The organism is Staphylococcus casei, from assembly GCF_030294405.1.
Taxonomy (GTDB): Bacteria; Bacillota; Bacilli; order Staphylococcales; family Staphylococcaceae; genus Staphylococcus; species Staphylococcus succinus.
In genome coordinates this window covers 347,060-361,776 of the sequence record NZ_CP125718.1, presented here as the reverse complement: position 1 = coordinate 361,776, position 14,717 = coordinate 347,060, and the positions used below count along the sequence as shown (strand labels likewise).

At 32.8% G+C, this 14,717-nt stretch carries 14 protein-coding genes and 1 riboswitch; of the genes, 2 read left to right on the top strand and 12 right to left on the bottom strand.

The features are described from left to right. The first annotated feature begins 130 nt into the window (after positions 1-130). Positions 131-1,324 (top strand): GTP-binding protein, encoded by a 1,194-nt coding sequence (locus QMO72_RS01535; protein WP_103267067.1) that lies wholly within the window; start codon positions 131-133, stop codon positions 1,322-1,324. Positions 1,325-1,579: 255 nt separating this feature from the next. Here QMO72_RS01535 and QMO72_RS01530 read toward each other — a convergent pair whose 3' ends face one another. The 4 genes from QMO72_RS01530 to QMO72_RS01515 all read right to left on the bottom strand — a co-directional run bounded on the left by QMO72_RS01530 (position 1,580) and on the right by QMO72_RS01515 (position 5,535). Beyond that, on the bottom strand, positions 1,580-2,473 hold the full coding sequence (locus QMO72_RS01530) for an ROK family protein (protein ID WP_103267068.1): 894 nt from the start codon (positions 2,471-2,473) through the stop codon (positions 1,580-1,582). A gap of 89 nt (positions 2,474-2,562) precedes the next feature. Beyond that, entirely contained in the window at positions 2,563-3,498 is a 936-nt protein-coding gene (gene manA / locus QMO72_RS01525) for a mannose-6-phosphate isomerase, class I (protein ID WP_103267069.1), read from the bottom strand. A gap of 190 nt (positions 3,499-3,688) precedes the next feature. Then, a complete protein-coding gene (locus QMO72_RS01520; RefSeq protein WP_103267070.1) occupies positions 3,689-4,630 on the bottom strand; it encodes a lactate/malate family dehydrogenase in 942 nt (313 codons plus the stop codon). Between the two features lie 86 nt (positions 4,631-4,716). Next, positions 4,717-5,535, bottom strand: coding sequence for a MetQ/NlpA family ABC transporter substrate-binding protein (locus tag QMO72_RS01515; RefSeq protein ID WP_103267071.1), 819 nt, complete (start codon positions 5,533-5,535; stop codon positions 4,717-4,719). Between the two features lie 75 nt (positions 5,536-5,610). Next, positions 5,611-5,717: riboswitch (SAM riboswitch) on the bottom strand. Positions 5,718-5,966: 249 nt separating this feature from the next. On the opposite strand from QMO72_RS01515, the gene panE reads away from it, so the two are divergent. Then, positions 5,967-6,884 (top strand): 2-dehydropantoate 2-reductase, encoded by a 918-nt coding sequence (panE, locus tag QMO72_RS01510; RefSeq protein WP_103267072.1) that lies wholly within the window; start codon positions 5,967-5,969, stop codon positions 6,882-6,884. Between the two features lie 211 nt (positions 6,885-7,095). On the opposite strand, the gene ulaA is transcribed toward panE, so the two are convergent. The 8 genes from ulaA to QMO72_RS01470 form a co-directional block, all read right to left on the bottom strand. Beyond that, positions 7,096-8,454 carry a PTS ascorbate transporter subunit IIC gene (gene ulaA / locus QMO72_RS01505; RefSeq protein ID WP_103267073.1) on the bottom strand — a complete coding sequence of 453 codons (1,359 nt, stop codon included), beginning with the start codon at positions 8,452-8,454 and terminating at the stop codon, positions 7,096-7,098. A 23-nt stretch (positions 8,455-8,477) separates the two neighbouring features. Continuing rightward, positions 8,478-8,762 carry a PTS sugar transporter subunit IIB gene (locus QMO72_RS01500; protein ID WP_046836456.1) on the bottom strand — a complete coding sequence of 95 codons (285 nt, stop codon included), beginning with the start codon at positions 8,760-8,762 and terminating at the stop codon, positions 8,478-8,480. Between the two features lie 5 nt (positions 8,763-8,767). After that, on the bottom strand, positions 8,768-9,208 hold the full coding sequence (locus QMO72_RS01495) for a PTS sugar transporter subunit IIA (RefSeq protein WP_103267074.1): 441 nt from the start codon (positions 9,206-9,208) through the stop codon (positions 8,768-8,770). A gap of 13 nt (positions 9,209-9,221) precedes the next feature. Then, the gene (locus QMO72_RS01490; RefSeq protein ID WP_103267075.1) at positions 9,222-11,165 is read right to left on the bottom strand and encodes a BglG family transcription antiterminator; all 1,944 of its coding nucleotides are present in this window, start codon (positions 11,163-11,165) and stop codon (positions 9,222-9,224) included. A 169-nt stretch (positions 11,166-11,334) separates the two neighbouring features. After that, positions 11,335-12,237: a type I pantothenate kinase gene (gene coaA / locus QMO72_RS01485; RefSeq protein ID WP_103267076.1), complete on the bottom strand. Its 903-nt coding sequence runs from the start codon at positions 12,235-12,237 to the stop codon at positions 11,335-11,337. Positions 12,238-12,423: 186 nt separating this feature from the next. Further along, positions 12,424-13,155 (bottom strand): amino acid ABC transporter ATP-binding protein, encoded by a 732-nt coding sequence (locus QMO72_RS01480; protein WP_103267077.1) that lies wholly within the window; start codon positions 13,153-13,155, stop codon positions 12,424-12,426. Continuing rightward, positions 13,152-13,871: an amino acid ABC transporter permease gene (locus QMO72_RS01475; RefSeq protein WP_046837545.1), complete on the bottom strand. Its 720-nt coding sequence runs from the start codon at positions 13,869-13,871 to the stop codon at positions 13,152-13,154. Before QMO72_RS01475 ends, QMO72_RS01480 begins: the two co-directional genes overlap by 4 nt. Further along, the gene (locus tag QMO72_RS01470; RefSeq protein WP_103267078.1) at positions 13,855-14,655 is read right to left on the bottom strand and encodes an amino acid ABC transporter substrate-binding protein; all 801 of its coding nucleotides are present in this window, start codon (positions 14,653-14,655) and stop codon (positions 13,855-13,857) included. Before QMO72_RS01470 ends, QMO72_RS01475 begins: the two co-directional genes overlap by 17 nt. Between the last annotated feature and the right edge of the window lie 62 nt (positions 14,656-14,717).

Sequence of the window (14,717 nt, the reverse complement as noted above, 5' to 3'; positions counted from 1 at the left end):
TACTAACTGAATCATATAAGCATAAATCCCTCAATAAATAGGAATGATTCCTATTTACATTTCATAAGTATACGTTTAAAGTTTATATTAGTCAATATGACGAAGAATATTCAAATAAGGAGGATTTTCAATGAATAACATACCCGTTACCGTATTAAGTGGTTATCTAGGGTCAGGTAAAACAACAATAATGAATAATATCCTAAATAATCGTCAAAATTTAAAAATCGCTGTTATTGTTAACGATATGAGTGAAATTAATATCGATAAAGATTTAATTGCCGATGGTGGAGGTATTTCTCGTACAGATGAGAAATTAATTGAATTATCTAATGGTTGTATTTGTTGTACACTACGCGAAGATTTACTTAAAGAAGTTGAATACCTATGTAAAAAGGGAGGAATAGATCAAATCATCATCGAGTCAACAGGCATTTCAGAACCTGTCCCAGTTGCGCAGACATTTTCGTATATGGACGAAGATATGGGTATCGACTTATCAAAATTATGTCGCTTAGATACCATGGTTACAGTCGTTGATGCCAACCGCTTTATAAATGATATTCGTTCAGAGGATTTACTTATAGATAGACAACAAGGTGTGAGTGCTGAGGATGAACGGACAATTGCCGATTTATTAATTGATCAAATTGAATTTTGTAATGTCTTAATATTAAACAAAACAGATTTAGTTAGCTCAAAGGAATTAGAAAAACTTATAACTGTGTTGCGGAAACTCCAGCCTGAAGCAAAGTTCATTAGTACGACTTTTGGTCAAGTAGATATAAAAGATGTGTTAAATACTAAACGCTTTGATTATGAAGCAGCCGCTAACTCGGCAGGTTGGCTACGAGAACTGACAAGTGGCGGTCACGCGCACCACGCACCAGAAACTGAAGAATACGGTATTTCTTCAATGGTTTATAGTAGGATATTACCCTTTCATGCCGCCCGCTTCAATCAGTGGTTGGAACATCTTGATCAAAATATTATCCGTACTAAAGGTATTGTCTGGCTAGCTCAATACAATCAAGTTGCTTGCCTACTTTCACAAGCGGGATCAGCAATTGACTTAAAGCCCGTAACATACTGGGTGGCAGCTATGGAAGCTTCTAAACAACGTTTGATTCTAAAAGAACGAGACGATGTAAGGGAAACTTGGGACATTCAATATGGAGATAGACATACTCAGTTTGTCATTATCGGAACCGATTTAGATGAAGAAAAAATAACAAGGGAGCTTGATGATTGTTTATTAAATTCAACTGAAGTTGAGCAGAATTGGGATACACTTAAAGACCCTTACCATTGGAGCATACAATAAATGCTCCCAACATTCCAAAGATGCGTAGTAGCAGCGTTTTTAGACATCCCCTATAAAACGCGCACACAAACCGAAGGCTCACCTTTTCCAATTAATCTATATAGAACTTAAAACATTCCAATGATTCATATGCTCAGCTTATACTTATTTAGAAAAGCAGCTGCATTCAAAAAAAGCTTCACAATTCACGATACTTTCCTCAATCTTAATTAGAACGAACAGAGGGAGGCGTTATAATTGTGAAGTTCCTTATGCTTATTTATCTACATAATATAAACCTGTAAGTACATTAGCCTCTAAGTGACTCACTTCGACATTGACAGAGCTATTACGAATTAAGTGATGGGCTGTTACATATGATTTAATGCTTTCTTTATACGGAAGTGGACTTTGTGTGACACCTCCACCAAGAACTATGTGATAAATGTTAAACACACTAAATAAATTGATACAAAGTTGTTGCGTTAATTTAATTACTTCTTCTAGCATATCTTTGACTGCTTTATTATCACCATCTATATACATTTGTATCGCTTCTCTTGTACTGACTGCTCTATTTAATATTTCACTTGCTTTTCTACTAATCGCTGATCCAGAAATTTCATTTTCCACACAACCATATTGCTGACAAACAGGACATTTATAATCACTGTTACTTTTAATGACAGTGTGACCTATCTCTCCAAAATTGCCATCCACACCCGATACAATTTGCCCTTGTCGAACATATGCCATGCCTACGCCAGTACTAATCGTTAAATATATAAAATCTTCCACTTCATCTTTGACGCATTGATACTCTGCTAGAATTGCAGCATCTGTATCATTAACAAATTGAGGTTTAAAATCACTGTGTGTTGTGATATATGCGCCAGCATTAAAACCATTGTAAGATTGTAAATTAGGAGGATTTAAAAATAAACCTTTCGTGTAATCACATGGACCAGGCATAGCAATATTTAATACTGTATCATCTATACTTTTAAAATCAGTCACATACTGTTTCGCAATTTTCAAAATTTCATTAAACTGCGCTGTAGGATCAACTTTATTTGTTTCAAATTTTTGACTGTCTATAATTTTCAAATCTTCATTAATAAGACCTACGATGGTTTTTGTACCACCAATATCAACACAAATTTTCAACATTTGCTACCAACTCCATTATTTTTTCTCAATATAATGCTGATATGCTTCCTCTACTGAAAGTACATCATTATTTAGTTGTAATGCACCGTTTATACATGACTAACAATCATTGTCATGTCACCATTAAATGCTATATCCTGGTCCTCAGTCGTTAGTATAAAATGTATCCCCTTTTCTAATTGGTATACTTCATCTTCAATAGTAACAACACCCTGACCCTCCACAACGGAGATGAGACAATAATGATAAGGTTTTGTATATGTTAAACTACCTGAAATAATCCAACGTTCAACTGTAAAAAATGTATTCGAGACAAACTGTGTATATGATTGACCTTGAATCATTTCGTGTTTAGGGGTTGTGTTAGGTGCTTGCGCATTAAGATTAATGACTGCTTTACTTTGTTCTAAATGTAAGTCTCTTGTATTACCGTCTTTATCTGTACGATTATAATCATAAATTCTATATGTGGTATCTGAGGACTGTTGGGTTTCTAATATTAAAATCCCCTCACCAATCGCATGAACAGTTCCCGTTGGTACATAAAAAAAGTCTCCAGGCTTCACTTTCACCGTGTGAAATAATTCCTCAAATTGTGCATTATCTATCATTTGTGCTAATTCAACTTCATCCTTTGCATTCACACCATAAATAATTTCTGCCCCTTCTTTAGCATCTAATATATACCAACACTCTGTTTTACCATACTCTCCTTCATTAATTTGTGCATATGTATCATTTGGATGGACTTGGACAGATAACTTATCATTGGCATCTAAGATTTTAGTAAGCAATGGGAATTTTGCTTCACTGGTTTCACCAAATAAACTTTTATCTTCATTCCAAACTTCTTCTAATGTTTTATCCTTATGTTTGCCATTTTCAATCTTATTTGGACCGTTGGGGTGTGCCGATATCGCCCAACACTCTCCTATATGATTATTTGGTAGATCGTAATTAAATGATTTGAGCGCTGTGCCGCCCCAGATACGTTCTTGAAACACAGGTTTTAAAAATAATGGCATCGTTTTGTACCTCCGTTCTTTATTTTATTTAATATATCGCATATGAATTTCTATCGTCTCCGTAATATATTATAACATTTTATTAAAGCGTTTCCATTTTTAACGTAAAAAGCTGATTCCATATATTAATTATGAAACCAGCTATAGCTTATATTGTTCAAACAACAATGTGATTATATAAATAGTATGATCACTTATCTGTTTTTGATACTTGCTTAATTGTTTGCTTAATGTATTGATGTGCTGCTTTGAGTTGAATCCATTCACTTTGATTTAATTTTATTTCAAATCGTTGAATGACACCTTCTTTATCAATTAGCGTAGGTAAGCTAAATGCACTATCTGTTAAACCAAATTCATAATTAATAGTTGTTAACGGGATAATTGATCGTTGATTAAGTGCAATGGCCTGTATAATATTTACTGTCACTTTAGAAATTGCAGCATTCGTCCAACCCTTTTGATAAAAAACATCCATGGAAACTTGATCTATTTTCGCAGTAATATTTGCTTTATCAATCTCTGGAACATCAGTTAATGCTTCAAATTCATCTAGGGCCATTCCATGAATACGTACCTTACTCCACACCGGCACAGCATGTTGTCCATGCTCTCCTATGACAAAGGCTTCAACATTTTTAGGATCTATTTTATAGTGCTTTGCGATTAATGTTTTAAATCTTGATGTTTCTAGAGAAGTGCCCGTTCCTATTAATTTATGTGCCGGATAGTCAAATCGATTTGCTATGTAAGTAATCGTATCTACTGGGTTAGATATTAAGATTACAATCGCTTCCTGTGTAACTTGTTGGATTTGTGCCATAACCCCTTCAATCATTTGACGATTATCTTGTGCCAGTAACACACGATCCCCCTCGTTCGGGTCTGTCGGTGCACTTGACGCTATAATAATAAAAGAGGCATCTGCCAATTCTTGATAATCCCCTACACGAATATCTATATTTGTAGAATTTGACAAACCTTGTATATGAGAATGATCTAAAGCTTCACCACTCGCTACTTCTTTATTTGTATCTATCAATATGATTTCGGCAAATAAATTCAAATTTTGAATATCAGTTAATATCTGACTTCCGACTCTTCCAAGACCTACAATACCTAATTTAGACATTTTATCCCTTCCCTACTTCATCCATTTTAAGTTATATACATTTATTGAACTTAACCATATCAAGATAGCAATTTGGATTATACATATTATTTTTGATAAGGAATGACATCTTGTCCATATTTTCGCTCAATAAATGACTTCATATCTTTAGATTGGAGTACTTTTATTAACGTTTGATATTTCTTGTCATCTTTATGTCCTTTTTGTACAGCTACGATATTAGCAAATGGGGATGATTTTCCTTCCACTGCTATCGCATCTTTATGTGGCGTTAATCCATTATCAATAGCATAGTTAGAGTTCATTATGACTGCCGCGCCTTCTTTACTATTATATGTTTTAGGTAAAAATTCAGCACCCTGTTGATTATTAAATTTTAAGTTTTTCTTGTTTTCTACAATATCTTCAAATTTAGCATCTTCAATATTTACACCTTTTTTAATTTTGATTAATCCTTTATTTACAAAGAATGATAAGAAACGTCCTTCTTCTGCTGGATTATTGGATACATAAATTTTTGATCCATTTGGTATATCTTTAATATCTTTATATTTCTTACTATACACACCCATGGGCGTTGTAAACACTTTTCCTACTTCTTCAATATTATAATTATGATCTGCTTTTTCAGCTTTTAAATATGGTACATGCTGGAAAAAGTTTGCATCAACGTCCCCTTTATCTAATAATTTATTCGGTACTTTATAGTCATTAACTGTTTTTATTTTCAAATCATAACCTTTTTTCTTCATTTCTTCTTTAGCATGTTCAAGCACCTCACCATGTGGCGCTGGTGATGCTGCTATTGTAATTTTTTTGTCATTAGTTTTACCACTTGTATTACCGCATGCTGTAAGCAATAATACAAAAATTAATAATGCAACTGAACTGATTATTTTTTTCATATTTTAGTACTCCTTTATTTTTAATAGTCTAAAAAAATAAGCTTTCTCATAATGTTTAGAGAAAGCTTACACCTTCTCTCATCTCCGAAAGTAACACGACTTTCTGTGAATTAGCACCATTTCGTTGAACGACGGTTGCTGGGTTTCATCGGGCACAATCCCTCCACCACTCTTGATAAGAGTAAATCCTATGTAATTGAATTGTTTTAATCCTAGCATTGTACTCATAATTAGTCAATAAGTTTTGAGAATATTCCAAATAATTTAAACGCTATTATTTATGAATCCTATTAAATATTGTTCCATGTGAAACACTAGCTTCACAAATTAAAATACTAGCAGATACGTTTTATATAAAATGCGTATCTAAGTTGAATAAGTGGTATATGTATATTATTAAATATTTAATACATAAATAAGGAGTTGTTTATATGCGTATACTAGTCTTGGGAGCCGGCGGTATTGGTGGCTATTATGGTGGACGTTTGGCTGAGAGTGGACAAAACGTTACATTTCTTGTACGTCCAAAGCGTAAATCATTTTTAGATAAATACGGCTTAACCATACACAGTGAAAAAGGGGATTATAGTTTTAAACCACAATTAATCACTAAAGAGGATCGCGTTGAACCTTTCGATGTAGTCATTTTATCATCCAAATCTTATCATTTAGATCATGCAATTGAAGATTTAAAGCCCTTCGTAAATAGTACGACATCTATCATTCCAGTACTCAACGGTGTTGCGCATATACCAAAACTTCAATCAGCTTTTGGTAAAGATAAAATTTTAGGGGGTTACTGTGTCATTGAAACCACTTTAGACACAGCAGGTGAAATCATTCATACAAGCCCTTTTGACAAATTATATTTTGGTGAAATTGATGGTAATGATAGTAAGCGTTCAAAACATATTGCACATGCTTTCTCTAATACTAAAGCAGAATTCGTCTTAAATCCTAATATCAAACAAGGTATGTGGCATAAATATTTAATGATCACTGTACTCTCAAGTGTAACCACATTGATGCATGCACCAATCGGTCCAATCCGTGATAGTGAAGGTGGCGGTGATTTTATTGAATCCTTATATAATGAGGCAGCATCGATCATGCGTGCGCATGGTGCTCCACTTTCACATAATATCGTAGATCAATATATGAAATCACTTCAACAATTGTCTTATCATTTTAAAACATCTATGCAACGAGATATGGAAAAAGGATTTAACATTGAAGCAGATCATTTACAAGGATACTTACTTCAGTTAGCTAAATATTATAAAATTAATGCACCTTTATTAACTTGTGTCTATCAAAGTCACAAAGTTTACAAAGAAATGCTACATTAAATGATAAGCAATGCTATTAAATATCTATATAGTTGGATTACTCCTATCATGGCAGCTGACAATAAATTCTAAATCTTGTTATCAGCGATATGTTTATAATTCAAAGTACAACAACTTATAGTAGCGAAAAAGAGGCATAGCAAGCATATATATAATATGCTTGCTATGCCTCTTTTTAAATCCAATAGATTACAATTCATATTGCTTTAACCTATTGCTCTTTTATCCCTTTTTGGTTTGTACGTTTTTGTAACCACATTGCTAATGCCGCAATAATAACAATTAACACAATAATACCAATGAGTCCAAGGTATTTAGCAACATTGCCTACTACAACACCTACTACTAAGAAATCAGTATCAGAGAAAGTCGTTGCCGCACCACCAAGATCTCCTAAGAATGGTAAAAATACTAGAGGTAAAAATGTAATAAGTAAACCATTTAACGCTGATCCTGCAATAGCACCTTTAATACCACCACGCGCATTTCCAAACACACCGGAAGTTGCACCTAAGAAGAAGTGCGCTACCACACCAGGTAAGATAACTACTCCGCCAAATAAGAAGAGTAAAAACATTCCCAATACACCAACGATAAAGCTGACAAAGAAACCTATTAACACTGCATTTTGTGCATAGGGAAAAACAATTGGACAATCTAAAGCTGGCTTTGTATTAGGTACAAGTTTTTCAGAAATCCCTTTAAATGCAGGTACAATTTCTGCTAATATCAGACGAACACCAGTTAAAATAATAAATACGCCTGCTGCAAAAGTAACACCTTGAATTAATGAAAAGACTATAAAGTTTTGACCATCACTAATTGCTGTATGTACATAATGAGGACCAGCACATAACGATGCAACGAAATATAATAAAATCATTGTCAATGATATACTAATTGTACTTTCTCTAAGAAAACTTAACCCTTTAGGAAAGTTAATTTCTTCAGTAGATTTAGACTTCCCTTTGAATAATTTTCCAACTTGACCAGCAGCCCAATAACTCACTGTACCAAAATGCCCTAAAGCTACTTGGTTATTTCCAGTTATCTTATGCATTGTTGGCTGCGCTAAGGCTGGCAATATTGCCATAATCAAACCTAAAATAACAGATCCAATAATCACTGTCAGCGTACCAGTGATATGTCCTACTGACAATAGTATGGCTAAGAAAGCAGCCATATAAAAAGTATGATGACCCGTTAAAAATATATACTTTAAATTTGTGATACGCGCAATAATTATATTTACTATCATTCCAAACACCATAATTAAAGCCGCTGTTGTGCCATACTGTTCTAAAGCGATAGATATAATCGCTTCATTATTAGGAACAACACCTTGTACACCAAAGGCATGTTGGAATATTTTTCCAAATGGCTCTAATGATTGTGTGACGACATTGGCACCTGCGCTCAGTACTAAAAACCCAAGAATTGTTTTAATCGTGCCTGATGTAATATCAGCTGCTGATTTTTTCTGTACAATTAATCCTATCAATGCAATTAAGGCAACTAATATCGCTGGTTGACTTAACACATCTACAATAAAATCTAGTATAGGTTTCATAACGCTACCCCCTTACTTACAATTTATAAAATATTCAATTCACTTAATTTTTCATTTAATTTGTTTTGTAACTCATCTTTATCTAAAATGTTATCTAACACAATGACATCGCCCAAATTTTTAGTGTTCTCTTCTAAATCTCTGCCACATATAAATAAATCTGCCATTTCTGGACTTGCACTCATAACATCACTATGTTCAACTTTGATATCTGATGGTGCATTTAATTGCTTCAGTGCTTCTTGTGCATTCATTTCTACCATAAAGCTACTTCCTAAACCGTGACCACATACAACTAAAATTTTCATATTAATCATTCTCCTTTAAATATCTTTATAATTTCATTTTTTTCTTTAGAAGCTAATAATTTTTCTACAATATCTTGGTTCCCTAGCGTTGTTGCTAAGCTTCTCAATATTTCAAGATGACCTTCATTATCCACAGCACTCAATACAAATATTAGAGAGGCATAATGGCCATCTTCAGAAAAATCCACATGCTGATTAAGCTTCAATAAACTTAATCCAACTTGATGTACATCATCATTGGGCCTTGCGTGCGCAATAGCTATCTCAGGAGCTATAACAATATAAGGGCCTAATTTTTCGACACTTTTAATCATCGCATCGATGTAACCTTGCTCAAAATAACCTTGATCTAATAAAGGCGTTGCTGCAATTGTAATAGCCTCGTCCCAACTAGAAACTTGATCTTGTATCTGAACCTTGTCCGATGACAAAATTTCCAAACTCACCTATAACCCCTCCTTAATGTTGACTTACTTTATAAATACATGACATTATATCTGGCAAGTGTCCTGAAAATAATGTTTGTCTCGCTTTATCATCCATTACCAATTCACTAAATTGTCTTAGTGCATTTAAATGAATTTGTGGTTGCTCCGTTGCTAACGTGATAATAATATGCACTGGATCATATTGTTGATGATTAAAATTCACGCCTTTTTCAAAGTGAATCAAGCTAAATCCAACTGCTTTATTAACATGATTATGTTTAGCATGAATCAATGCAATGTGTTTACTAATGACCATATATGGCCCAAAAGCATCTAGTTGTTCAATGATTTCATCAGCATAGGCTTCATTTACCACCCCTTCTTTGACTAGCAGCGATACACTTTGCTTAATTGCATCGTTTCTTGGCAATGGGTGTTGATGTGTTAGAACTCTTGATTGTGGCAATACTTCTTGTAAGGTAGGACCTAAACCTCTTACTTCATTGACATATTTTTCTCTAGCGTGATTGATGACTTCATTGAGCTGCTTTCTATCATCTTTATTTAAAAATGGCGTCACTCGAATGACTGGTACTGTCTTTTCTTCAAAAGGAACTGTTGAAATAATATAATCTATACCTTCGTGTCTCAGTAATGTTTCATCAATTTCATATATAGAATAAGCATCTACAATTTCTAATTCTGGATAAATATGATCTATTCGACTTTTCAATAATTGAGATGTTCCTATGCCTGACCCACAAAGTAAGATAACTTTTATCGCATTTGTGGTTATAGCTGAAATACGCTCAATCGCTGATGCAAAATGTAAGGTGATATATGATATTTCGTCATCTGTAAATTTAATTTGAAAGTTTTCTTCAATTCCCCACATATGCCTTTGAATACCTTCTACTATATGTCGATACTGATCATGAATCTCTTCATTCAAGGGATTCTGATGCGTCATGTCAAATAACATTCTGTGAATTGCAGGTCTAAGATGTACGATTAAGCCATTTAATAATTTACGGTCTGACATTAAATCTAAACCTAGTTCTCCACTCATGCGTTCGATTAATTGTTCTGTCAGAATTTCTAAATCATCAATTTCATGGTTTAATTCACCTATTTCTGCTGTTTTAGCTCCTAATAAATGCAATGTAATAAATGCTGCTTCACTCTGCGGAAAATGAATTTGAAAAATATCTTCTAATTTTCGTTGAATTTGTAATGCAATTTGAAATTGTTCAGTATTCTTAAGTTTTTCATATTCTTTGTTTGGAATTTCAAATACAAATTTTTCATTGGCACGATGAATTGCAATTAAAATATGATAAATTAAACCATCAATTGCACTTTGCACCAGTTGATAATTTGCCGCTAACAAAATTGATGTTACTGATAAACGAATTTGTTCTAATTCTTTATTTGAAAAAAGTTGATGCCCAATCTGATGAGTATGTGTTTGAAAATAGTCATGCACACGTATCGCATAAGCTTTACGAAAGGCACTTTCTTCACCCTGAATTACAAAGCCTTTGTTTTTCTTATATGCAAGTTTTAATCCTTGTTGCTCGAGCCATAACTGCACACGTTTTAAATCTTCAACAATTGTACGTCTTGTCACTGACACTATCGTCGCCAACTCTTGAGATGACGTTGGTTCAATAGATTCGAATAATTTCAAAGTAATATATAATAAGCGCTCATCTTTGGAATAATGTAATGTACTGGCCGTAAATCGTGGTTCTATTGCTTCCAATTGCTCGTTAATTGCACTGATTTTAATACCTTTATATTTATTGCGTTGAATATTTAAATCTAATTGTTGTTCCATACTTTCAATGTACTCTAAATCATATTGAATCGTTCGTTCCGATACATTGAATTGCATTGCTAAACTATGAATTTGAACAAAGGCCTTTCGCTCAAGTAAGAACGTTAATATCTGATGTTGTCTCTTGCTTAACACATTAGCAACCTCCTTACACTTATATTGTAAACGCTTTCTACAGATAGTAGATGTGTAATCTATTGCGTATTGAAATACGAAAAGTTGCGCATCAAAAAAGCATTCTATTTTCAATTATAGAATGCTTTTTTCATATTTGATATGTCTTTTAATTTATCTTCTATACATGCTAAAATCTTTGGAAATTTATATTATCAATTTCATGATTAGCATCTTTGTGCAGTACTAAATCTGCCCTTTTTTTAGTAGGAAGAATATTTTTATTAATATTAACTTCATTTATATTTTCCCATAATTCAATAGCTAGATTCTCTGTTTCTTGTTTATTTAAATCTTTATACTGATAGAAATGGGATTCTGGATTTTGAAATGCCTCTTGTTGTAATTTAAAGAACCTTTCTATATACCATTTTTTCATTTGTGGTATTTCACTATCTAAATATATTTTATAATCTAAATAATCACTCACTAATTCCTCTGAATAATTATTCGTTTGAAATATATTTACGCCTTCTATAATTAGTATGTCTGGTCGATTGACGTAATAATAATTGTCTTTCAACCTATCATATGTCAAATGTGAATATGTATAGGTAGGCACATTGTCATGACCATATTTAATTTTTTTCAAGTCTTTAATCAGTTTTTCTGTTTCATAACTTTCTGGAAATCCTTTTTTAGTCATTATTCCTTTTTCAAATAGCTTTTGTTTAGGATAAATATAACCATCAGTCGTAATTAAATCAATTTTCCAATTAGGATTGTATAAACGTAATAGTTCTAAAAATAATCTCGACAATGTACTTTTACCTACTGATACGCCACCAGAAATGCCTAAAATAAATGGAATTTCTTTTTTGTTATTTAAAATATTGTCTTGAACATAAGTTAAAAAGGCCTTCTCTTTTTTTACTTTTTCACTTAAATATTCCACCAGTGGTATATAGATATCACAAATTTCTTTTTGAGTTAATTTGTCATTTAAACTTACAATTTTCTGTAAATCTAAGTTTTGGATATCAATTGTTTTTGAAAATTCATTTTTGAGCCACTCACTTTTAGTAAAATACATATCTTACTTTAACTCCTTTTGAGTAAATAATTTTTTATTATATTTTCTAATACTGAAATAAATCTTAAAATTACTTTACCACAATATACAAAAATATCCCTAATCATGGATTCGAAATCCATAATATAGGGATATTTGTACTTTATGTCGTTTTATTGATTATTAACAACAGTATTCGCTTCAAATTTAGACTTCACGAATCATATTCAAGAACCTTTGTAGTTCTGTTGTCTTAGGATGATTAAATAATTGTTCTGGTGGACCTTCTTCCGCAATAATACCATCATGAATGAATACAATTTTGTTGGACACCTCTTTAGCAAAACGCATTTCATGAGTCACGATAATCATTGTCATACCATCATTTGCCAAGTCTTTGATTACACGTAACACATCATTTACTAGTTCTGGATCTAACGCAGAAGTTGGCTCATCAAAAAGCATTACTTTCGGCTTCATCGCCAATGCTCGTGCAATAGCCACACGCTGTTGTTGTCCACCAGATAAAGCATTCGGACGTTGATCTTTCACGGCAGTTAAACCAACTTTTTCAAGTAGGACGAGTGCTTGTTGTTCTGCTTCAGCCTTTTTCGTCTTTTTAACTGTTATTAATCCCTCCATTACATTTTCTAATGCTGTCTTATGAGGAAATAAGTTATAACTTTGAAAGACCATCCCTGATTGTTTACGGACTTTAATTTGTGATTTTTTATCTTTATTATTATAAGATTCACCATTTACATAAACCATACCTTCAGTTGGTAATTCTAATGCATTTATCATGCGTAATAAAGTTGTTTTACCAGAACCTGAACGCCCTATAAATGTGACAACTTCACCTTTATTGACACTTAAATCTATGCCTTTAATAACTGATTTATCATCAAATGACTTTTTAATATTTTTTAATTCAATCATGAACGATACCCTCTTTCAAGATAAGATTCGTAAAAGTTCTGGACGATTGAAATGATAAAACATACAACCCAATACATTAAAGCAACTAGGATATATATCGTTAAATACTCATAAGTCGTCGAAGCAACTTCTTGTGATTTCCTAAACATTTCACCAACTAATATAAATCCTAATAGCGAAGTATCTTTAATTAAACTTAAAAACGTATTACCCAGCGCTGGCACAGATACTCTAATCGCTTGAGGTAAAATGATACGTTGAATGGTTTGTCGATAATTCATACCTATAGAAAAGGCCGCTTCTGTTTGCCCTTTAGGAATAGACATGATACCACCACGTATAATTTCTGAGGCATATGCGCCTACATTTAAAGATAAACCTATAATTGCTGCAATCACAGGTGCTAAAGTCCATTGGTTTTCGGAATCGTTTGTGATCAACCTACCGAGTTCTGGAATACCGTAAAAGATAATGAATAATTGAACAATCATTGGTGTACCTCTAATGACTGAAATATAAAAACGTGCTATTCCTCTTAAAACTCGGCTTGTTGAGATACGCATTAAGGCTGTAAGTAATGCAATAATCAAACCAAATACAAATGTCACTAACGTAATTGGTATAGAATATTTTACTAACCCTTCAAGCATCGGTATGAACGCTTGACCTGCTGCATCTATTGCATGTTGTTGTTCATCATTAAGATTTAGAAACATCTTCGCCAAACCATTTCTTACTTATTTTTTCTAATTCACCATTATCTTTTAATTTTTTCATTGCTTTGTTTACTTTTTCGATTGTTTTGTCATCTTCTTTTTTACTGAATGTTAACGCTGATTGACTCTTTTCAGCATTTCCTTCGATAACTTTAACTTTAGCGTTTGGTTTTTGCTTTTTATAATCTAAATATGAAATATTATCGTTAAATGTACCCTCTACTCTATTGGATTGCAATAAATCCATTGCTTGGTTAAATCCATCAACTTTTGTAATTTCTGCGCCTTTAGATTTAGCCAGTTTTCCATAATTTGATGTAAACGTTTGTGCTAATTTTTTACCTTTAACATCATCGAATGACTTAATATCTTTATTATTTTTGTTTACAACTAATACAGCTTCTGAGTACGTATATGGCTCTGAGAATTTATACTTCTCTTTGCGCTCTTTATTAATACCAACTTGGTTTGCAATGACATTAAAACGTCCAGAATCTAATCCGGCAAACATTGAGTCCCATTGTGTTTCTTTGAACTTCACTTTATATCCCATTTCTTTTGCTACAGCTTTCATAACCTCTACATCATAACCAGTTAATTTATCTTTTTTGTCATGATATGAGAATGGTGCATATGTGCCTTCTGTACCTACTATAAATGTTTTGTCTTCGCTCGCTGTTTTATGCTTACTATCGCTATCTTTTTTATTAGAGTTATCGTTTCCACATGCAGCAAGTGCCAAAACTAATATTAATGTTATTATACTGTATAATATTTTTTTCATAATTCGCCCCTCTATTCTTATTATTCTAATCGGAATAAAAGTATTCTATTCCTATCCTTACC